The sequence below is a fragment of the Bdellovibrio sp. GT3 genome, from assembly GCF_037996765.1.
GTDB lineage: Bacteria > Bdellovibrionota > Bdellovibrionia > Bdellovibrionales > Bdellovibrionaceae > Bdellovibrio.
This window is the reverse complement of the sequence record NZ_JBBNAD010000004.1, coordinates 701,667-719,736: the sequence shown is the minus strand read 5'-3', so window position 1 is coordinate 719,736 and position 18,070 is coordinate 701,667. Positions and strand designations below refer to the sequence as shown.

The following is an 18,070-nucleotide window of genomic DNA, read 5'->3' as shown; positions in this document are numbered from 1 at the left end:
CGCACCGCAGAACCGAACGGTTTTGATTGAAAGGCACTGCTTTTAAAGTCATTAAAAACAGCATGATCGAATTTAAAAAAGCTCAGCTCACCAACTTGTCAGATATAAATGCTTTGATCGAGGGATCACGCTCTGTTTGGAATTACCCGGAAGAATACGCCAAAGCATCTTTGCATTTAATTACGATGGACGAGAAAACACTAAACTCTGAAATTTGCTATGAGATCAGAAATCCCGAACTGGTGGGCTTTCTTTCATTTGAGAAAAGAGAAGATGAAGTTTTTCTGGAAAATCTATGGATTAAAAAATCGACTCTAAAGCAAGGAATTGGCGCTGCCACCAGCAAGTTTATCGATCAACTTGCCAACGAAAATGGCTGGTCAAAAATTCAAGTTTTCCCCGACCCACCGGCCGAAGGTTTTTATTTAAAATGTGGTTACATCAATACGGGAAATAAATTTCCATCACGCATTCAAGGCCGTCCCACATTTACTCTTTTTGAAAAAGCCTATTAGTCTTGAGCACACCCTATGAAGATAAGACTATTGCCAATCCTCGCACCGGGAACATTCTCGGGGTATAAAGACTGATCTTCGCTTTGATAGATTGTCACCGATCCATCATTAAAGACCTGATACAAAGGAAGTTCGAAATTTCCTTTAACATGGATAAGAGCCAGCGTGCCTTCATTGCTTAAGGTCACCTTATAGCGCTCATCTTCAGTGCTTTGACCCAAGGTGATTTCGGACTTATCACCCAACTGCACACTGCTTTCATTCAAGAAGTAACTTAAGCCAGCCGCATAGACCGCCATGCAGGATTTCTGTGCCGCAAACACCTGTGTGCCCACCATCATTGAAAAAATAAATGTCACATATTTCATGAGTGCCGCCCTCTGTATGTCATTCCGGCATACTGCGAATTCCATTCCAGGATCAGAAGCAAATCAGACTTACCAGGCCCGGGGCGAGTGTCTAAATGTCAGACGGCTTAAGAACTATTACCAGTGGCTTTTTTGTTTCAAAACTTTGTACACTGTTAAAATGAAGATTCATTACTTTAAAACCCAATCTGACCTAAGACGCTGGCTTACGAAAAATCACGATTCAGTGACTGAGCTATGGATTGGGTTTTATAAGAAAACTTCTGGGAAATCCGGAATTACACCCGCTGAAGCCCTGGACGAAGTCTTATGTTTCGGTTGGATTGATGGAATCAGAAAGTCCGTTGACGAGATTTCTTATTGCAATCGCTTTACTCCCCGCCGCCCCAAAAGTGTCTGGTCAAAGATCAATACCCAGCACGTGCAACGCCTCACCAAGGCGGGACTGATGATGCCGGCAGGCTTAAAAGCTGTTGCGGATGCGAAAGCTGATGGCCGATGGAAGAAGGCCTATAACTCGCCAAAGTCGATGGAAGTCCCGGATGATTTTCTAAAAGCCTTAAACAAAAACAAGAAGGCCAAGGCCTTCTATAAAACCCTGAAAAAGGCGAATCTTTTCTCTATTGCTTTCCGACTCCATAATGCAAAGAAGGCGGAAACACGGGAAAAATTGAAGCTGAAAATCATCCAAATGTTGGAAGATGGCATTACACCATTCGCCTGAATATCTAGAACAAAGGGCGGATGCGATTGGACGAAAACAAAGTGGTAAACCCGTATTCCGTGCCTCCTAGAATCACCATTTGCAAAGGGCTGACCGTTAAAATGACCGAGCGCGCGGGAGCCGCTGGGTCGATTGAAGTCAGTTTCAAGTTCATGCTAGCAAAAAGTTGAACTCCACCCGCCAAAAAGTCCACGGAGTTCGATGGAGCGAAAGCGAATACCTTTTGTTCTTTGTTCAGAACAAGCTGAGTGATGACATCAAACTTATAATTCAAAAGTGTTCGTGAAAGCATGTCGACGGTAAAATGCCCCAGCAAGTGAGTACTGCCGTCTGCTTCAACTGCATAGAGGCTGGCGACGATATCCTGTTCGGTATTGAGCGGGCTTAGTTCTACACGCAAGCAGTGAACTGTTTCAGAGATTTTCAACCAATGACGAGTCGATGCTGAAATCTCGCACGATTCATGTCTTTTCAGGTTGCTGAGGATCGGTGCAATACCCTGGACAAAACCATAGCCGATTTTATTTTTAAGAACGGCGGCCTGCGGAAGGGACTCTGCCATCAGATTCAGGGCAGCGGGACTTTCAGGAATTCCTGTCATCGTCGCAAAGTCACCGCCAAGGTGGGGAATACCCAAAATATGTCCCACTTCGTGGGCGATAACTGTCGTCAGGCGCGATTCGTTTTTCCAAACTTGCTCCAGCCACTCTGGTTTATTCAAGTCACCGGCGATATATAAAAACCCGCGACCTTTAAGAGTGACCAAATTATAGTCCGTGCGAACCGTCAGTGCGACAACTTCGGTACCACGCGATCGCACATAAAGTGCTTCTTGGGGGCTGAGTGCGCCTTCACCCAAAACGAGTTTCAAATCAACTTGAGCGTCGCAGGGAGTTTCTAAAAATTGCGGAATAGAAAGAGGCAGATGGTTCAGGCTCCCCTTGGCATAGTTTTCATTTTCTTGAAATTCATTGCGCCAAAAACCCAAGGATTTTTCCAAAGCTGCTTTAACAGAAGCTGATGAAGCTGAAAAAGTTGTTGCGTCGATTTTGATACAATATTTAACAACCGGCGAGTTAATAACAAACCACGGGTTGCGGGTGTCACCGACCAGGTCTCCACCAGAAGAAATCCAAGGCCCGCCAAAGGCGGCTACAGAGATCAGTAAATTTGTAAAAAGAGCGAGGAGAGAAACAGCTTTACTCATGATCTCAAATTCCTTTCCATCCAAGGTAATAAAGGCCTTCGAATGTCTTCGAAAGCCTTTGTTAGCGCTATTTTAAAGCTATTGCAAAAAGTATTGGCACGTTTCGCGGTAATTGTTCTGGGATTGCACAAGCTCCGAAGTCATGAAGTTGCCGTTGCGTTTGTAAGTGGTTGCAAGGTCAATACGAACTGGTGGTTGACCCGGCTTAGAGGCAATAGAAGTGTAAAGATATTTAAGGTCAGCGCAATTATTGACGAAATTCATCACTTCGTAAGCCACATTGCTTTCGCCTGGATTAGAAGGAACGCGAGTTTCAATGATTTGGCCAATGGGGAAAATGCGGTTTTCCATAACGATCGTATCGCATCGATTTTGCATGATCGTCACTGTGTTGTGTCTGACAACGCCGCTGTTATTTTGGCAAGTGCCTTTCCAAGTTCCGGCGAAGTCAGTGCACGCGGCGTGAGCTTGAAAAGATATAAGAGAAGCTAACAGTGTCATAGATAGGAAGCGATTCATAAAAAACTCCTTTTTGAATTGGGGACGGCCCCTTGTGGCCATCCGCTTGAAATGAAATATAGGAGGCAATGGTGCATTTTGATGCAATATAATGGTGCAAATAATAAGGTATTATTGTACTAAAAGTGACCATGAATATCTTTGAAGCCACCGATTATAAGAAAGCACTGAAGGAAAAACTGCATTTTCTCAATTCCACGCGCTCCAGCCGTAAACTGACAGTGCGGGGAATGGCCGAGAAAGTGGGAATTCAACATACCTACATTTCTCGTGTCTTTAACAATGACGGCGTTCACTTCAGCGAGGACCATCTTTTTGAATTGGGTCACCTATTGGAACTTAGCAAAGAGGAAATCGAGTTTTTGATTTTCTTACGAGCCTTTGAGGTTTCGACATCGAAACTTCGTAAAGATCACTTAAAAAAGAAGATCGAAACGATTCGGCAAGACTATAAAATTACTGCAAAACAAACGGGCTCTCGTGTCGATTCGATCAGTAGTGACATGCACCACCTACTGGATCCTTTTTCCGTTGTCACACTGGCAGCTTTCTCGGTGCCGGAGTTTGCACAAAAACCCAAACTGCTTTGCAATTTGTTGGGGTTTTCCCAGGTGAAGTTGAAGGAAGTGATCAATAAACTTAAACTTCAAGGCTATATTGATTTTGATGCCGAAAGCTTCACTGTCACCAATCTACAGGTACCCCATATTCACTATTCAGTGGATCACCCCTTGATGCGCGCTCATCAACAGTTAATGCGAACGTTGTGCTCAGCTCAACTGATGAAAATAGATGAGAGCGCTAAACGGTCCTTCATGGTGACTTTCGGTGCCGATGCCAAAGCAATTGCAGAGATACGTCGCAGGTTTTCGACCTTTCTATCGGAGATTGAACCGTTGGTCATCGAGGCCAAGACCGAAAATGTGTATCAGTTAAACTTCGACGTTTTTGAGTGGTGCTAGGGTTGATATTTATAAAACATATATATTAAGCATATTTTTTAAATAACAAACATATATCATAGTGCATCAAAGAGGCATATAACCCTCCTCGAAGAACACATTCACTCAAGGAGAATCCAATATGAAAACGCTTATCGCATCTGTACTACTTTCACTCGTTGCTTCCACCTCTTATGGCTATGTTGCTGCTGTTCAGGTTTTTCTGCCGTCAGGCGCTCGCGTGGTGCCAATGGCAACTTATGTGTCGACGAGCGATTCGTTCGCATGCACCTACTACTCGATGGAAGATAGCATGAGAAAACCTAAGACTTTTAGCATGTCTCCCAAAGTCCAAGAACATAACGGCAGCAGTGTTGTCGTGGTCCCTGAGACTATTGATAAATGTGGTGCAAGAAGTGATGATTACTTCCGTATCGAAGTTGCCTTGGCTGGAACAGTTGCTGGCTCTGAAGCTCAAACCTTCCCTTCTGAAATTGCCTTTCAAAACTCAGACACTGACGTGAACGAGATCCAAGTGATTCCGTGCCGTAAGACTAACTTCGGCGGAGCGACGGTTACGACGTGTGACAAATGGGTTCAACTAGGACCAAAGCGTACGGCGCGTGTTCAAATCGTTGAGCAATAATAACTGCCTAATCCTAAGACAGTCCTAAAAGAAATCCAGGGTGCCTCAACAGGGCACCCTCCTTTGCTTATAACATGCTAAACAAGGTACTTATGAAAAAAGCATTCTTACTTATCGTCACGTCCCTCGCACTTCACAGCCAGGCCTTTGGCGTCGGTCCGATCGTCATCGCTGGCACGGGCAACCCAGCAGCCAAACTGTGTGATAAATTGGGCGGCACATTGATCTCTGTATCAACGGCATCCAGTCAAACCACTCTGTGCGCAATTGATGGCGCCTTGGTTGAACAGTGGACTTTGTTCTGGGCACTTAAAAATAAAACTCCTCAGCAAGCCATTGATGCTTTGTTAAACTCGTCTGATTGTAAGTCTTCAGGTGGAGCAATCACCAAGGCTAAAGAGTCTGAGCAGGGTTATTCCCTTCAGCTTTGCGAATTCTCAGATTCATCCGTCATCGCAGTGACCACGCTTAATGGCGGCACCCAAGAGCGGGGAAATGAGCTGCTGATCCAGCTTCTTTTACAAGCGCAGTAAAACTAAATAAGACTTAAAAAAATCCCCGAAACTCACTTCGGGGATTTTTTTTATTTAAACGACTCTAAAAAGATCCAAACTCATCCCGTAAAGCTCTTCACTTTCACCGGCAGCAATTTTCTTGTGGGCCTTTTCGACGGCATCCAAAAACATTTTTCTTAAGGCTTTATAGTCCTCTTCCCCCACGGTGAAAACCGCGGATACATGAAGATCCTGTTCGTTGGAGGCTTGCAACGCTTTGATTGCTTGCAGACGGTTGTGGATTTGATAATTGATTTCCAGCGGCGAAGCTTTGGGCAGATGGAAGTTCGCCCCCTGGTAACTCCACTCACCTTTCCCCTTGCGCACAGCCAGGTGATTTTCTTCGAGAGCCTGCAAGACCTCTAAGACTTTTTTCTCTGGCAGCCCCAGGCGTTTCGCCAAGGACGCAGGAGTTTGGTAGTGAGGTGAGCTCAGCGCCACGTGAATGGCGTTGGGAATCCACGAGCCAAAATAGAACTTCGTGAAGGCATCGTCTTCACTGAGCTTTTTTGCAGTCACTCGATCATCAATTTTGCTGACTGCTTTGGCGATCGCTTTTGCCTGATCTTTTAAATGAGATTTCAATTCATGACTTGATGCCCGGCTGATTCTAACCAGAAGCATGAAGTAGTCTTTGTCGGCTTTATTGAATTGCAGATGATTTACCAAGCGGAAAGCATGGTCTTCTGTCAACTCGGCGTTGCCATTTAAGACTTGCGACAAGTAAGCGGCCTGGCACTGCATAGCTTTCGCCATTTCAGCACGCAAACCACGCTGGGCGCTGGGATGAGAGACGTAGTAATTAAGGAATTCACGGTAGTCAGTAAAGTCTGTTAGGGCTTTCATGGGTTAGAATATACTTTATGAATTATTAATTAACAAGACAGCCAATGCATATATAAAATATACATCTACTCCCCCACGTTGGTCCAACAGTTCACACACTTGGTTCCCGACGGATAAGCCATACCGTTGCGAATATTCCCCATATCAAAAGCTTTCGCTTTGACTTGGGATGTCCTTCCAGCGGGCGCTCTCTTAGCAGGCTTGGGGGCTTTTGCAACCATGCGAGCCTTCGTGGATCGTTTACCTTTCCCGAGCACCGGCGCCTTCTTCATGACGACTGGAGTTGCAGGCTTCACCTCAACCACCACCGGCGCAGAAACTTTTTGAAATGCAGTAGGAGTGGTAGCTGCAACAACTGCCGTGACAGGCTCGGTGTTCTTCAAAGGGATCGCGCTCTTTCCAACGGTCAAGCCACTAAAGAGTATTGCCGTCACCGCAATCGAACACAGTGTGAAAAAGCCAAAGTTCCCTGACTTGGGAGGAGGCCTTTTAGGATGACGATAAAAAGGGATCGTAGGCACCGATCCCGCCAGGAGATCCACCTTTAGCACCGGTCGCGGCGGCACTGGTGAGGCTGACAACATCTTAGTTAAAATGCTTTGCGCAGGAAGCTCCGGAGGTTTCGGCGGCACAAGCTGGCTAGCCAGCTTCTCCAAAATCACACCAGTACTGAAGGACCCTTCCAAAATCTTGGTGTCGAATTCGTCAAGCTCCCCCACATCTTCGGAGAATCCTTCCGCATCTACCTCTGTCGCAACGGTGCGATCCGCATAATCCACAAATTGTCTGATATGCTCAAGGTTGCTATTGTAAGTCGTTGAGAAAATATCTTTTAGATAATCCGCGAAAGCCAACGCCGAAAAATCCGGGTGCAAGGCTGACAACAAAGTTCCCAGCAGTCTTGCCAGCTCATTCGCATCACTTGCGCGCTTTTCGGGTTCCTGATGAAGCATGATGGGCAGAACATCCCATAACTCGTCGGCGCGGTTCTGAAACTTCGCCTTCTCTAAGCCACTGACAGCATAGGCCAGGATCGACTGCTTAACATCATTCGTGGTCGTACCTGGAAAGAAGCGCTCGTTCGTGATTAGCTCCCAATACACCACGCCCAATGAAAAGATATCAGAGCCACTGTCCAGCTCTTGCCCCTGCACCTGCTCCGGACTCATGTAGGCAACTTTACCTTTGATCTGCCCGGCCGTTTCAAGAGCATTGTCCTTTTGCTTTTTGGCGATGCCAAAATCAATCACCTTCACTTCGCCCTCAAAGGACAAAAGAATATTGTGCGGACTGATGTCCCGATGAATTAATTTTAGCTGACGCCCCGTCTGCGGGTCGACGGATTGATAGGCATAGGCCAGCGCCAACGACACCTGATGAATGATGTACAACACAAAAGAGGAACTTAGCTTTTCATTTCGCTCCTGGAGATAGGACATCAATTCGCGTAAAGTCACACCATTGATGTATTCCATCGCCATGTAGCCGCGATTTTCAAACTCGCCAAAGTCGTAGATCTTGACGATATTCTGATGGCTTAAATTCGCACTGATGCGAATCTCATTAAAAAACATTTCCTTTAGTTTTTCACGATCCCCGTCCTGCAACGACGTCTTAACGGCAGCCAGCTTACTGACTCCAAATCGGGACTCCGTTTTTCCTAAATAGACTTCGGCCATACCGCCTTCGGCGATACGTTTAATAATTTGATAGGGTCCGATTTTCTTTGGCGTGTTCATCTTGATATAACTATTCGGCACCAACATCAGGACTCATTACAGGTATTTTGTGTTTCAGAATGAGTTTTCACTTGGAAAAAGCACCTCTGTCAGGACGACACAGTCACATAACTACGCGCCACATGAAGGGAAAAAATACCCAAGCACACTTTTTGAAGTATCCTTAAGGATTTTTTCGGACGGATTCTGATTTTTTTAATTAACAGAACATCGCAAAACAATTCGACGTATTTTCCTCGGAAAAGATCAGAAAATGTATAGAGAACAAGCACATCCGCAATCGCAGGAAAATAAAAAGCCACCGCTAAGGAACAGCGGTGGCTTGGTGTTTTGAAACATACTGAACAGCAGAAAGAATCTATTTTACGGAATAGATCAAGCTTCCGCCTTTAAGCATTGTGATAACTTTCGTTTTCAAAGAAGACGCTACCGCCGGGCAACCCCAGCTGCGACCTTGGATCACGCTGCTTTCTTTAACGTAAGAAGCTCCGTGAATAACGATCGCACGACCACGAGCATTTGAATTCGTGGATGACATACCATCAAGTCTTAGGGAAAGACCGTTGGAACCATTATAAGTGCTTCCTGTCAGGAAGTAGCCAACCGAAGTCGCTTTGGAACCGGACACGTTACTGAACTTCTCTGCATAACCATCATGATTCGAGTCAGAACCTTTACCATGGGCCACGCGGATGCTCCAAACTTTACCCGTCGCCATATCGATGATATGGAAACGTGCTTTTCTGGAACTTTGTGAGTAGTCGATCACGGAAACATACTTTTTGTTTTTGATCTTTGATTTATTGTTCTCGAAATATACCAAGGCATTTCCAAGAGCCGTTGTTGGTACAACACGGTTTGGATCCACGTAGCTATATTTCGCAAGAATGGAAGCACGGCTGGATACAGATAGATCTGCTTCTTGTTCAACAGTGTCGTCGATCATGCTTTCTGGAGCATCGTTTTCGCTTTGATCAGCAGCATTGAACGCTTGTTCGTCGGTCGTATCGTCTGCCGTTGTTTGGGTTGTTTGGTCGTCATTCAGAGTTTCGGAAGCAGCACCTGATGTGCCACCTTGACCACAAGCTGCAAGAGTAAGGAAAGCGGTTACAGCAAGAGTGTTCAGTAGGGTTCTTTTAGTCATTCATCCTCCATGATTTTGACTTTGTGTTCTTCGACAAATCCTAACGAAGAGTTCTTACAAAGCGGCAATTATCATGGAAGAAATGAAAAATTTCGGACCATCCTCTGGGTCAAACTTGAAAAGGACTTTAATAACAGTGAAGTTTCAGATTTTAAGGTGAGAGTATTCGGATTTAACCTGAGTGAATTAAACGATGGCTCTTATTTTTTAGAGCGTAATATAGCCTCATCCAGACTGCCATTGGCCTTCATCGCCATTATGACTGCACTAAACTCTTTGGCCAAACGACGCCCTTCTTCGGTATCTTCGAACGCGTAGTAAACATCCTGCTTGGAGAGTGGTGTCTGGCGGTCAAAGGTGATCCCATTCACACGACTGAGTTCCAAAGCCCGTAACCCTGAGCGCTCTTCGACCACAAAGGCATCAATATTTCCATCAGACAGCTTTTTCATGTTCGAAACGTCATCCTCGGAAAAGACGAATTTAATTTTCTTATTTGCAGTCAGTTTGACAGCATAGGGATAGCGAAAGGTTAAGCCGACCTTTTTGCCTTCAAGATCCTTGATGGTTTTTAAAGGTTTCTCTTTCCGATAGAAAACGTAGTCGATCTTTTCATAAAACGGAACGGTTTTGATCGCATTCGTTGGAGTGTAAACATCCAGTGCCGGAAAGAAGGCGTTGGCTTGCCCTTTACTGAAGCTTAGAATTGCCCTTCCCGTGGGCATGACCTGAATCAGAATGTCTGTTTTGGTGCGCTTGGAAATTTCTTTGGTCAAATCAATAAACAATCCCACTTCTGCACTTTCCACCATTAAGGGAATGGGAAAGGTAACGAAAGTCACTTTGGCATACCCCACACAAGACAGAAGAGATAAGAATATGACCAAAAACTTTCCCATAATCTAACGTGTCACCACGATAGTGATGTAGCTGGGAGCCTGGGCATTCAGTAGAACAATGTTAAACGCCTTTTCTTCAAGGACTGTACGAATCTCTTTTTCAGAATAGAAGTGAGTCACCTGATTTCCAGTGCGCTGCTCTCCCTCCCCTTTCGGTACCGACAAAAACAGCGCCCCCTTATTGGGCAGAATCAGATGCAAAACCTCCAGCGTGTGTTCCAAATCGGCATCAGATTTATGCTCAAAAGCGGATCCGGCCCAAATGCCGCCAATTTCCTTTGGCAGCTTCAACACACCCAGTTCCTCAGGAGCCCCCTCAATCACCTGATATCCAGCGCTTCTCCATTTTTCAATTCTATCCGGATGATTTTCAACGACTACGATCCTGAGTCCCCGTTTATTGAATTTCTCCGGCAGATCATTAATGCCCGCCCCGATCACCAGAATCGTCTGATCGATGCTTACAAATGATAAGAAACTCTGCACTGAACTCAGTGCATCCGGGGGTATATCAGAGGTCTCTAGGTTTTCCATTTAAGTCTCCTTACATTTCATTGTGAAGAGCCCCTGAAAGAGGTTCAAAGTGTATTATTGCGTTTAAAATTCAGCAGAGGCTTACCAATAGGTATTTTCCCTGTAGAAATGCCACTTTAAAACTAAGAATTTGTGTCAGATATCACTTTCAGCGAATATCCCCCCATGAACAGAATCACAATACTATTCACATGGGCTTTAGTGTCTGTATTCACGTCTCCAGCCTGGAGCCGCGAGCTTTCCGTTCTATTCCTGGGCAACAGCTATACCCATCTTCCGGGCTACGGCACCGCGGAGGACCCTGCGTTGCCGCGTATGATCCAGGAGATCGCAAAATCCATCGAACCGGATCTGCATATTAACTATGAATTCAACGTTCCCGGTGGATACAGTTTTGAACGCCATTACTACAATGATCAGACCAAAGTTCTAATCACGAAATCCTACGACCATGTGATCCTGCAAGGTCACAGCATTGAAGCCCTGGAGTTAACCCCTTGGTGGGAGAGGTCTGGCAACAGAGGAGTGAAAAGTTTTTCGACTTATCTGCCCAAGATTTTGGATATCGTTTTTCAAAACAACTCCGATGTGACCCTGTATGTGAATTGGGGCTGGGGTCTTCAACATGAAATGCTCACGGATGACCATCCCGGTTTGCGCTTCCCCGAGGGCAGCGACAAAGAAGGCCAAACATGGTTCGGCGGCGACAAAGATACTCTGCAAAATCAAATCGATGAAAGCTACCGCTTCCATACTCAAAATCACAATGCCAAGCTCGCATTGGTGGGCCGTGCGTGGCTGAAGCTTCAGGAAAATGGGATCGTAAGTGAGAGTGAACTTTACCGGGCGGACTGGAGTCACGCGACGCTATTAGGTGGATATATCTCCGCGCTGATTTTGACCAGAGATGCCCTGGGCATGGACATTTCAAAAAACACCTTCGTGCCTGCGGGAATCAGCCCTGAAAAAGCCAAATCCATTCTGGAAGCCTTAATAAATTGAACTGACCACTGAGTTGACGGCCTCCCTATTTGCGCCAGCGGAAATTGTCCCTCCACCAATCAAATGCAATATATTCCCCTAAAACTGGTATACCCCCTGCAAGTCCGGAGTCGAACTACTAAACTCCGGAGACCCCATGAAACTAATGAGTAAACTTCTGATTCTTTCTTTGGCAGCCTGCTTCGCTTTTTCAGCCCAGGCGGCCCCTGGTACTGACGGTATCGAAGGCGTACTGGAAATCCCCGTTCATGCCGGTAAAGTCGAATTAACAGAGTATTCTAAACTTGCGGGTGGCATTCATCTTCGACTTGATCCTACAGGAGCTCAGGGGCTTCATTTAAAATGCCACGTTGGATTTAGCAAAACGACGCTGATGGTGTTCTTCAAGGGGAACCTTCTGTCCTCGCAGCTGACAGGCTCAGTTGACAGCATGGAGTCCTGCGCACAAACTCTTAATACAGTTTCCGAGGCTGTTCAGGCCGGTGCAACTGTGGTGCGTTTTGAAGTTCATAACAATCAGACTTTGAAAATCACGACGAACCATTAAACTCATCGGGGGCCCGGAAAATGCTATATCGCTTTCAAATCGAACTTTCTGACATTGATCGCGGTGTTTACGAGTCCCTTGATTTTCGCGTAGCCCAACATCCCTCGGAAACATACCCGTATATGCTAAGCCGGGTGCTTGCTTACTCCCTTGCCTATCAAGAGGGACTGGAATTCACTCCGGGAGGACTTGCAGATCCGGAAGCCCCCGCTCTAAGAAAAATGGGGCTGCAAAATTCGTTGGAACTTTGTATTGAAATCGGCAACCCCTCAGCCCGAAAGCTTCACAAGGCGACAAAGTCAGCCAAGGAAGTCCTGATCTTTACCTACAAAAATCCTGAAGTGCTGCTTACGGAAATTCGTAATGGCGACGTACACCGGGCTCAGGATCTGAAGATCTATTCTTTTGATCCCAAATTCCTGGATGCTGCCGGCGACTTGATTGAGAAAAACAATCGCTGGTCCCTGCTGGTGCAACAGGGTCAGATGGATTTGACCATTGGTGATGTGACTCTGGCCAGTGAGCTTAAGACGGTCAAACTTTAATTTTAGAACAAATTTATATTTGCGTTCATACCGACATTGGTGCGATCAGCGCGCAATTCTTTAACTGCAAATTGCACATTAGGGAAAAGGTAAATATCCCGGGTAATCGAAATACCCACACCGATGGACTGAAACGGATCCTCGTGCTCAAAGGCCTCAGAACCTTCCACTTTGGTAAAGCTGAAATATCCAAATTCAGTTCTGGTGGAGTAGCGATCATTAAAGGTGTACTGCACGAATGGCATTGCCCCCAAAACATAGTCCGTGCGTTGCAACTTGCCCATTTGCTTTGCGCGCGTCAGCTTGGGATCGTCGATCTCTGCAGAGTAAAACATCTTGGCCATAAAACCACCAACGCCGACGGTCCACTTTGAAGCCCCAAAGTTTTGCATAATCTGCTGATGCACCATCGCGCGACCAAACACTTTCATCAAATCCACAGAGTCTCTTTCCGTGGCGTGCACATAGCGAACCGAAGTCATCATCATGGTGTCCAAAACACGATAGCCTTTTTTCCAATCCACATAGGGTGACGTCAACTGGTAGCGTGCCTGATTGCCATCACGTCCATGACGATGATCTTCCACGGAATCAGAAAGCCCTTGCAAAGGTGCCACCATCGTCAGCCCTGTGCCAAACCCCAGACTGTCACTTGGCGAAAGTCGATAGTTCACACCCAAATCACCTGAAATGGAGGACATGGATTCCAACTGGCCGGTGCGACGCAGGTTCGTGGTCATCTTGCTGAAAGGTTCCGCAACGGTGCCGCCGGAATAATTCAAACGGCTTTTAAGTGACCATTTGGATTTGGAACCCAATTCCGCACGCATACGCGCATCCGTGATTTTGTTATCAATATCAGCGGACTTTTCCTTTTTTTGATTTGGAGACTCGGAGTCGACCTTTAACACTGAAGTGTTAGTATTTATTTTGACTGAAGAAGTCTGGGCTAGAACAGATTCCGAAAAAACCAGTGCAATACATATAACCGCCGACTTCAATAACTGAACAAACACGCAATCACCTCTGTTAGAGTCATGTTTGCTATTAAAAATTAAAGACCCTGTCCATCGAAATAGATGATGCTTACGGGAGAATAAACTAAACCTCCCTAATAACCAGTCTCAAATAGAATCTATTCCAATAGGCCGAAATTCCGCCACGCAGTATTGCATTCGGGGGACTTATAATTCTCAGTTGCCATTCACGCGACGCCCTCCAAATAAAAATATTTAGTCAGGTTTTGCCAGTCAAAACAATCGCTTAACCAGCATTCTCAAACCACTTTTAAAATTTTTTATTTTCCGATTAACCCCTGTCAGGGAGCAGATCGTCTTACTTACAACAGAGCATGGATGCTCTAGAGGGGGATGAAGGCCAAGGAAGGCCAGCTGATACCCTCACAAAACAAGGATCTCATGAAGGAGGTACGAAAAATGGAATTGAAAGAAGTCGCAGTTTTCTGCCTCTTTTACTCAGGAGTTGTCTTATACACCCTGTGGCTCACGATGGCCCGCCGGCCAGAGCGAGTGAGGTCTAGAAAGTAATTTAAAATTTTTTTGAGGATCATGAAGGTTTGGTGGTTCCCTTCAAGATCCAGGGGGAGCAGGTGCTCCCCCTTTTTTTGTTTTCATACATCCATTGCTTTACGAACTGAGATCCTTTCCCTAAGCTTAAAGCATGATTGAACAACTCGTGATGCACCAAAAAGACTTCGCCACTCACTCCCGCAACGACAATCCCCTCACTCGCCTGGAACACATTGAAAAACTTGAACAGGCGATTTTGGATCATCAATCAGAGCTCTGTCAGGCACTCTATGAGGATTTCAAAAAGCCCGAAGTGGAAGCGATGCTGTCCGAGATCCTTCCCTTGTTGAAAGAAGTTCGCTTCGCCAAAAAGAATATCAAAAAATGGATGAAACAACGCCGGGTTAAAACTCCCGCACTTCTGCTGACTTCATCCAGCTACACTCGCCTGGAACCGCTGGGTGCCTGCCTGATTATTTCTCCTTGGAATTACCCTATTTATCTGACCCTCTCGCCTTTGGTTTCAGCCCTGGCGGCAGGGAATGGTATCACCATCAAACCCTCGGAGTTTGCTCCGAAATGCAGTCGCATTCTGCACTCGCTCCTGGCTAAAACTTTTAAGACCAACCAGGTTTCTGTGATCGAAGGTGGTCCGGAAACCACCACGGAACTTTTAAAACACCCCTTCGACCATGTGTTTTTCACGGGCAGCACCGCCGTTGGAAAAATCATTATGCGCGGAGCCTCAGAACATCTGGCACGGGTGACACTGGAGCTGGGTGGTAAGTCACCGACGATTGTCGACAACAGCGCGAACCTGCAGGAAGCCGCTAAGAAAATCGTCTGGGCCAAATTCTTTAACGCCGGGCAAACGTGCATCGCCCCGGACTATCTATTCGTTCAAGCCGATGTCCACAATCACTTTGTCAGACTGCTTGAAAAGGAAATCGAAAACAGTTTCGGCAAAGATAAAGAAGCACAGAAAACCTCAAACAGCTTTGCAAGAATCATCAACACCAAACACACGGTGCGCCTGAAGGGGCTTTTGGAAAATGCTCTGGCCAACAATTCAAGCCTTCTGTGTGGCGGTGAAGTGGATGTGGAGAGCCGCTATGTGGCACCCACACTTTTGGATAAGGTCGAGCCTGGAAGCGAAATCATGAGTCAGGAGATTTTCGGACCGGTATTGCCAATCCTGACTTTTAAAGATCTGCAGGAAGTCGTCACCTACGTCAATTATCACCCGAAGCCGTTGATGATTTACCTTTATTCGAATTCCAGCTTCAACATCAAAAAGATCACCAAGGAAACCAGCTCAGGCTCCCTTTCAATCAACGACTCTCTGATTTCATTAATGAATCCCCACCTGCCCTTTGGTGGCGTGGGTGCCAGCGGCCTGGGTTCCTATCACGGGGAATTCGGGATGGAGGCCTTCTCGCACAAGAAAGCCATCTTCAAGCAAGGCTGGGGCGGTAAAGCGATCAAACTTCTTTACCCACCCTACAACGAGGGAAAATTAAAGCTGGTAAAGAATCTCCTAAAGCTACCTTAATCGGCGGTCGCCGACGATCCACAAAAGGTCGCCGGGTTTGATCACTTCAGCAGAGTCCGGGTTGAGGATGCGTTTACCTTCGCGCTCGATACCCACCACCAGTCCGTGAGTTTTTTCGCGCAATCCGCTTTCACGGATCGACTTATTAAGAAACTCAGACTGATCGTCGACCAGATACTTATCCAGGGTGTACTCTTCCAGTTCAGACTCCGCTGTCGTAGTGTCGCTTACTTGCTCAATGAAATCCTTGAACTTCGCCAATTGATCATCATTTCCGATCACAAACAGCGTATCAAAAGGCATCAAAAGGACATCACGCCCTGGAGCCATGATCTTCAAGCGTCCCCGCTCAATCAAGGCCACTGTCACACCAAAACGCTCGCGAATGGATAGCGACGCCAAGGGTATACCCACATAAGTAGCCTCTGCGGGCACTTTGAATTCGGTCAAATGGGCATCCCATGGAGCGAGTTCCTGCCGCTGCATTTTGCTGGCAGGTTTATGTGCGTCTTCTGCCAGATTGGATAGAAAACGATTTTCAAACCACATATAAACTGTACGCAGCTTTGTCGACAGCACATAGCCGACAACAATCGCCATCCACGCCGTAATTCCCAGCGCCCAGCCCAATGGTACGAATTGCGCCACCATCGCCAGCACCAATCCCACCGCCACCGTGATTCTGGAAATCAGGAACACATAATCCGACGTCTTACGGTGTTCTTCGGCCAACAGGTTATCAAATTGCTTGGTGCGACCGAATGCCAAGGCCCACAAAAACGGTGAACTTAAAATCAACGTCGCAGTCAAAGTCAGGAACTTCGCAGAACCTTCCTCGACCTGATGATTCAACATATAAGGCAAGGTCACGCGCGCCATCAGCAGGAACACCCCGATCACAATCACGGCATTCAAAAAAATTTTAAAGATATAAGCACGCACCTGATCGCGGCTCTCTTTGTGGGCGCCAACGGCCGAGGAAAACATGCTATAACTGTCCAGTGATGCAATCATGGAAGCGGGCATTTTCTTTTCCAGAACCTGATAAACAGTGTCAGCCAGACGAATCATGAAAGGTGTCGTGAAAGCCGTGACCACACTCACAGACACCGCCAACGGGTATAATTCCGGGCGCACGACTTTGAAACCGACACCGACGGTCGCAATGATGAACGAAAACTCTCCGATTTGCGACAGACTCATCCCCGTCTGCAAGGAGGAACGCAAAGTTTGACCCGATAACAATGCACCCACTGTGACTCCCAGGGTTTTTCCCAGGATCACAAGGACGGACAACAGCAATATCACCTGCCAGTGAGAAGAAATAACATCCGGATCAATCAGCATCCCCACGGAAATAAAGAACACGGCGGAGAACAGGTTTTTAATGGGGTTGACGAGGTGATGAATACGCTCGCCTTCGATGGTTTCAGCAAGGATTGATCCTGTGATAAAGGCCCCCAGGGCTGCCGAGAATCCCACCTTCACGGCAAAGACTACCATCGCAAAACACAACCCGACTGCCACCACCAACGTGGTCTCTTCGTTCAAAAACTTCTGCGAACGCTTCAAGGCCGTCGGCAGCCAGAAAATCCCCACCACAAACCACAGTGAAAGATAGAAAGCCAGTTTCAGGAAAGACAACAGCATGTCGGTTCCTGCAAACTCACGGGTTAAAGCAATAGATGTCAGGAATACCAATAGCAATACTGCAACCAGATCCTCGATGACCAGCACGCCCATGACGATACTGACGAATTTCATATTTTTGAAACCCATCTCTTCAATGGTGCGCATGGAAATGGAAGTGGAAGAAATTGCCAGAATGCCGCCCAGGAAAAGGCAGTCCATCAGATCCCAGCCCAACAGTTTACCCGTGGTGAATCCGATCAAGGTCATGACACCGATTTCAAAGAGTGCGGTGAAACTGGCAGATCCGCCCACCCGGAATAACTTTTTAAAGCTGAACTCAAGCCCCAGAGCGAACAACAGAAAAATCACACCGATATCGGCCCACAGTTGCACACCTTCGGTGCTGGTCACAGTCCCCACCAACCCTACCTTGGGGCCAATCAGAAAACCTGCAACCAGATATCCAAGCACCACCGGCTGATTCAATCTTTTAAAGAGAAGTGTAACGATACCCGCAGTACCAAGAATAAGAGCCAAATCACTGATCAGAGCCGGAAGATTATGCATACCCTAAAATGGTACGCCGTACCGTTTGGGTAAGCAACCCGGAAAAAAAAGGGCCCGCTG

The 18,070-nt window shown here is 46.5% G+C and carries 19 protein-coding genes; 9 read left to right on the top strand and 10 right to left on the bottom strand.

Translation table 11 applies throughout. The annotated features are described in order from the left end of the window. The first annotated feature begins 62 nt into the window (after positions 1–62). Positions 63–515, top strand: a complete 453-nt coding sequence (locus AAAA73_RS05035) for a GNAT family N-acetyltransferase (RefSeq protein WP_340597091.1) — start codon at positions 63–65, stop codon at positions 513–515. On the opposite strand, the gene AAAA73_RS05030 is transcribed toward AAAA73_RS05035, so the two are convergent. Beyond that, positions 512–883 (bottom strand): hypothetical protein, encoded by a 372-nt coding sequence (locus AAAA73_RS05030; protein WP_340597090.1) that lies wholly within the window; start codon positions 881–883, stop codon positions 512–514. The genes AAAA73_RS05035 and AAAA73_RS05030 overlap by 4 nt on opposite strands. Positions 884–1,043: 160 nt before the next feature. Between AAAA73_RS05030 and AAAA73_RS05025 the strand changes: the two genes are divergently transcribed. Then, on the top strand, positions 1,044–1,607 hold the full coding sequence (locus AAAA73_RS05025; RefSeq protein ID WP_340597089.1) for a YdeI/OmpD-associated family protein: 564 nt from the start codon (positions 1,044–1,046) through the stop codon (positions 1,605–1,607). Positions 1,608–1,611: 4 nt separating this feature from the next. Here AAAA73_RS05025 and AAAA73_RS05020 read toward each other — a convergent pair whose 3' ends face one another. Then, positions 1,612–2,814: a hypothetical protein gene (locus tag AAAA73_RS05020; protein ID WP_340597088.1), complete on the bottom strand. Its 1,203-nt coding sequence runs from the start codon at positions 2,812–2,814 to the stop codon at positions 1,612–1,614. A 78-nt stretch (positions 2,815–2,892) separates the two neighbouring features. Then, the gene (locus AAAA73_RS05015; protein ID WP_340597087.1) at positions 2,893–3,333 is read right to left on the bottom strand and encodes a hypothetical protein; all 441 of its coding nucleotides are present in this window, start codon (positions 3,331–3,333) and stop codon (positions 2,893–2,895) included. Between the two features lie 131 nt (positions 3,334–3,464). Between AAAA73_RS05015 and AAAA73_RS05010 the strand changes: the two genes are divergently transcribed. From AAAA73_RS05010 to AAAA73_RS05000, 3 genes are all read left to right on the top strand, one after another. Then, the gene (locus AAAA73_RS05010; RefSeq protein WP_340597086.1) at positions 3,465–4,295 is read left to right on the top strand and encodes a DUF4423 domain-containing protein; all 831 of its coding nucleotides are present in this window, start codon (positions 3,465–3,467) and stop codon (positions 4,293–4,295) included. Between the two features lie 121 nt (positions 4,296–4,416). After that, positions 4,417–4,920: a hypothetical protein gene (locus AAAA73_RS05005; protein ID WP_340597085.1), complete on the top strand. Its 504-nt coding sequence runs from the start codon at positions 4,417–4,419 to the stop codon at positions 4,918–4,920. Positions 4,921–5,012: 92 nt separating this feature from the next. Next, the gene (locus tag AAAA73_RS05000; RefSeq protein WP_340597084.1) at positions 5,013–5,453 is read left to right on the top strand and encodes a DUF333 domain-containing protein; all 441 of its coding nucleotides are present in this window, start codon (positions 5,013–5,015) and stop codon (positions 5,451–5,453) included. A gap of 54 nt (positions 5,454–5,507) precedes the next feature. Here AAAA73_RS05000 and AAAA73_RS04995 read toward each other — a convergent pair whose 3' ends face one another. The 5 genes from AAAA73_RS04995 to AAAA73_RS04975 form a co-directional block, all read right to left on the bottom strand. After that, the gene (locus tag AAAA73_RS04995) at positions 5,508–6,320 is read right to left on the bottom strand and encodes a TIGR02147 family protein (RefSeq protein ID WP_340597083.1); all 813 of its coding nucleotides are present in this window, start codon (positions 6,318–6,320) and stop codon (positions 5,508–5,510) included. A gap of 65 nt (positions 6,321–6,385) precedes the next feature. Beyond that, on the bottom strand, positions 6,386–8,059 hold the full coding sequence (locus AAAA73_RS04990; protein ID WP_340597082.1) for a serine/threonine-protein kinase: 1,674 nt from the start codon (positions 8,057–8,059) through the stop codon (positions 6,386–6,388). 358 nt (positions 8,060–8,417) lie between these two features. Beyond that, entirely contained in the window at positions 8,418–9,203 is a 786-nt protein-coding gene (locus AAAA73_RS04985) for a murein L,D-transpeptidase catalytic domain family protein (RefSeq protein WP_340597081.1), read from the bottom strand. Between the two features lie 200 nt (positions 9,204–9,403). Then, positions 9,404–10,102, bottom strand: coding sequence for a substrate-binding periplasmic protein (locus AAAA73_RS04980; protein WP_340597080.1), 699 nt, complete (start codon positions 10,100–10,102; stop codon positions 9,404–9,406). A gap of 3 nt (positions 10,103–10,105) precedes the next feature. After that, on the bottom strand, positions 10,106–10,636 hold the full coding sequence (locus AAAA73_RS04975; protein WP_340597079.1) for a hypothetical protein: 531 nt from the start codon (positions 10,634–10,636) through the stop codon (positions 10,106–10,108). A 165-nt stretch (positions 10,637–10,801) separates the two neighbouring features. Between AAAA73_RS04975 and AAAA73_RS04970 the strand changes: the two genes are divergently transcribed. From AAAA73_RS04970 to AAAA73_RS04960, 3 genes are all read left to right on the top strand, one after another. Further along, positions 10,802–11,638, top strand: a complete 837-nt coding sequence (locus AAAA73_RS04970; RefSeq protein ID WP_340597078.1) for a hypothetical protein — start codon at positions 10,802–10,804, stop codon at positions 11,636–11,638. Positions 11,639–11,774: 136 nt separating this feature from the next. Beyond that, positions 11,775–12,185, top strand: a complete 411-nt coding sequence (locus tag AAAA73_RS04965) for a hypothetical protein (protein WP_340597077.1) — start codon at positions 11,775–11,777, stop codon at positions 12,183–12,185. 20 nt (positions 12,186–12,205) lie between these two features. Beyond that, positions 12,206–12,730, top strand: coding sequence for a YaeQ family protein (locus tag AAAA73_RS04960; RefSeq protein ID WP_340597076.1), 525 nt, complete (start codon positions 12,206–12,208; stop codon positions 12,728–12,730). A gap of 2 nt (positions 12,731–12,732) precedes the next feature. On the opposite strand, the gene AAAA73_RS04955 is transcribed toward AAAA73_RS04960, so the two are convergent. Next, positions 12,733–13,641 carry a hypothetical protein gene (locus AAAA73_RS04955; protein ID WP_340597075.1) on the bottom strand — a complete coding sequence of 303 codons (909 nt, stop codon included), beginning with the start codon at positions 13,639–13,641 and terminating at the stop codon, positions 12,733–12,735. A 769-nt stretch (positions 13,642–14,410) separates the two neighbouring features. Between AAAA73_RS04955 and AAAA73_RS04950 the strand changes: the two genes are divergently transcribed. Continuing rightward, positions 14,411–15,811 carry an aldehyde dehydrogenase family protein gene (locus tag AAAA73_RS04950; protein ID WP_340597074.1) on the top strand — a complete coding sequence of 467 codons (1,401 nt, stop codon included), beginning with the start codon at positions 14,411–14,413 and terminating at the stop codon, positions 15,809–15,811. Here the strand turns inward: AAAA73_RS04950 and AAAA73_RS04945 are convergent. Continuing rightward, positions 15,803–18,010: a cation:proton antiporter gene (locus tag AAAA73_RS04945; protein WP_340597073.1), complete on the bottom strand. Its 2,208-nt coding sequence runs from the start codon at positions 18,008–18,010 to the stop codon at positions 15,803–15,805. The two genes, AAAA73_RS04950 and AAAA73_RS04945, sit on opposite strands and share 9 nt — an antisense overlap. Between the last annotated feature and the right edge of the window lie 60 nt (positions 18,011–18,070).

Bases quoted from the DNA above. Each gene is read 5' to 3' on its own strand.
- AAAA73_RS05035 (WP_340597091.1), top strand. From the start codon at position 63: ATGATCGAATTTAAAAAAGCTCAGCTCACCAACTTGTCAGATATAAAT.
- AAAA73_RS05030 (WP_340597090.1), bottom strand. From the start codon at position 883: ATGAAATATGTGACATTTATTTTTTCAATGATGGTGGGCACACAGGTG.
- AAAA73_RS05025 (WP_340597089.1), top strand. From the start codon at position 1,044: ATGAAGATTCATTACTTTAAAACCCAATCTGACCTAAGACGCTGGCTT.
- AAAA73_RS05020 (WP_340597088.1), bottom strand. From the start codon at position 2,814: ATGAGTAAAGCTGTTTCTCTCCTCGCTCTTTTTACAAATTTACTGATC.
- AAAA73_RS05015 (WP_340597087.1), bottom strand. From the start codon at position 3,333: ATGAATCGCTTCCTATCTATGACACTGTTAGCTTCTCTTATATCTTTT.
- AAAA73_RS05010 (WP_340597086.1), top strand. From the start codon at position 3,465: ATGAATATCTTTGAAGCCACCGATTATAAGAAAGCACTGAAGGAAAAA.
- AAAA73_RS05005 (WP_340597085.1), top strand. From the start codon at position 4,417: ATGAAAACGCTTATCGCATCTGTACTACTTTCACTCGTTGCTTCCACC.
- AAAA73_RS05000 (WP_340597084.1), top strand. From the start codon at position 5,013: ATGAAAAAAGCATTCTTACTTATCGTCACGTCCCTCGCACTTCACAGC.
- AAAA73_RS04995 (WP_340597083.1), bottom strand. From the start codon at position 6,320: ATGAAAGCCCTAACAGACTTTACTGACTACCGTGAATTCCTTAATTAC.
- AAAA73_RS04990 (WP_340597082.1), bottom strand. From the start codon at position 8,059: ATGAACACGCCAAAGAAAATCGGACCCTATCAAATTATTAAACGTATC.
- AAAA73_RS04985 (WP_340597081.1), bottom strand. From the start codon at position 9,203: ATGACTAAAAGAACCCTACTGAACACTCTTGCTGTAACCGCTTTCCTT.
- AAAA73_RS04980 (WP_340597080.1), bottom strand. From the start codon at position 10,102: ATGGGAAAGTTTTTGGTCATATTCTTATCTCTTCTGTCTTGTGTGGGG.
- AAAA73_RS04975 (WP_340597079.1), bottom strand. From the start codon at position 10,636: ATGGAAAACCTAGAGACCTCTGATATACCCCCGGATGCACTGAGTTCA.
- AAAA73_RS04970 (WP_340597078.1), top strand. From the start codon at position 10,802: ATGAACAGAATCACAATACTATTCACATGGGCTTTAGTGTCTGTATTC.
- AAAA73_RS04965 (WP_340597077.1), top strand. From the start codon at position 11,775: ATGAAACTAATGAGTAAACTTCTGATTCTTTCTTTGGCAGCCTGCTTC.
- AAAA73_RS04960 (WP_340597076.1), top strand. From the start codon at position 12,206: ATGCTATATCGCTTTCAAATCGAACTTTCTGACATTGATCGCGGTGTT.
- AAAA73_RS04950 (WP_340597074.1), top strand. From the start codon at position 14,411: ATGATTGAACAACTCGTGATGCACCAAAAAGACTTCGCCACTCACTCC.
- AAAA73_RS04945 (WP_340597073.1), bottom strand. From the start codon at position 18,010: ATGCATAATCTTCCGGCTCTGATCAGTGATTTGGCTCTTATTCTTGGT.